Source organism: Lacinutrix cladophorae (assembly GCF_053604645.1).
The window spans coordinates 1-296 of the sequence record NZ_JBSHNR010000109.1 but is presented as its reverse complement, the minus strand read 5'-3'; the positions used below and the strand labels follow the sequence as shown (position 1 = coordinate 296).

The 296-nt window shown below is 39.2% G+C and carries 1 protein-coding gene; it reads right to left on the bottom strand.

Features of this window, described 5'->3' with window-relative positions:
- Positions 1-296 (bottom strand): hypothetical protein (locus tag ACVC3Y_RS07440; protein ID WP_452226532.1); only part of this gene is annotated, 296 nt, incomplete at both ends.

Sequence of the window (296 nt, the reverse complement as noted above, 5' to 3'; positions counted from 1 at the left end):
CCGTACAAGCCGTTAGGTCAGGACCAATAGAATCTTCAAGTGTAAGTGTCGCAGTCAGTGTAGTTTCGTTATCACAATCATCCGATACCGTATAGATTACAGTAATAGTACCACCAGCACCACAAGTGGAAGCAAGGTTAGTAAATGCATAATCGGAAGTTACATCAAATACAGCATCTGTATCACAGCTATCTGTACCACAAGATTGAAGTGCTAATATATTAGCAGCATTCCAATCGTTAGCAATGGTTTCATTATCTGTACCATTACATTCTATGGTTTCATCTACAACCGTA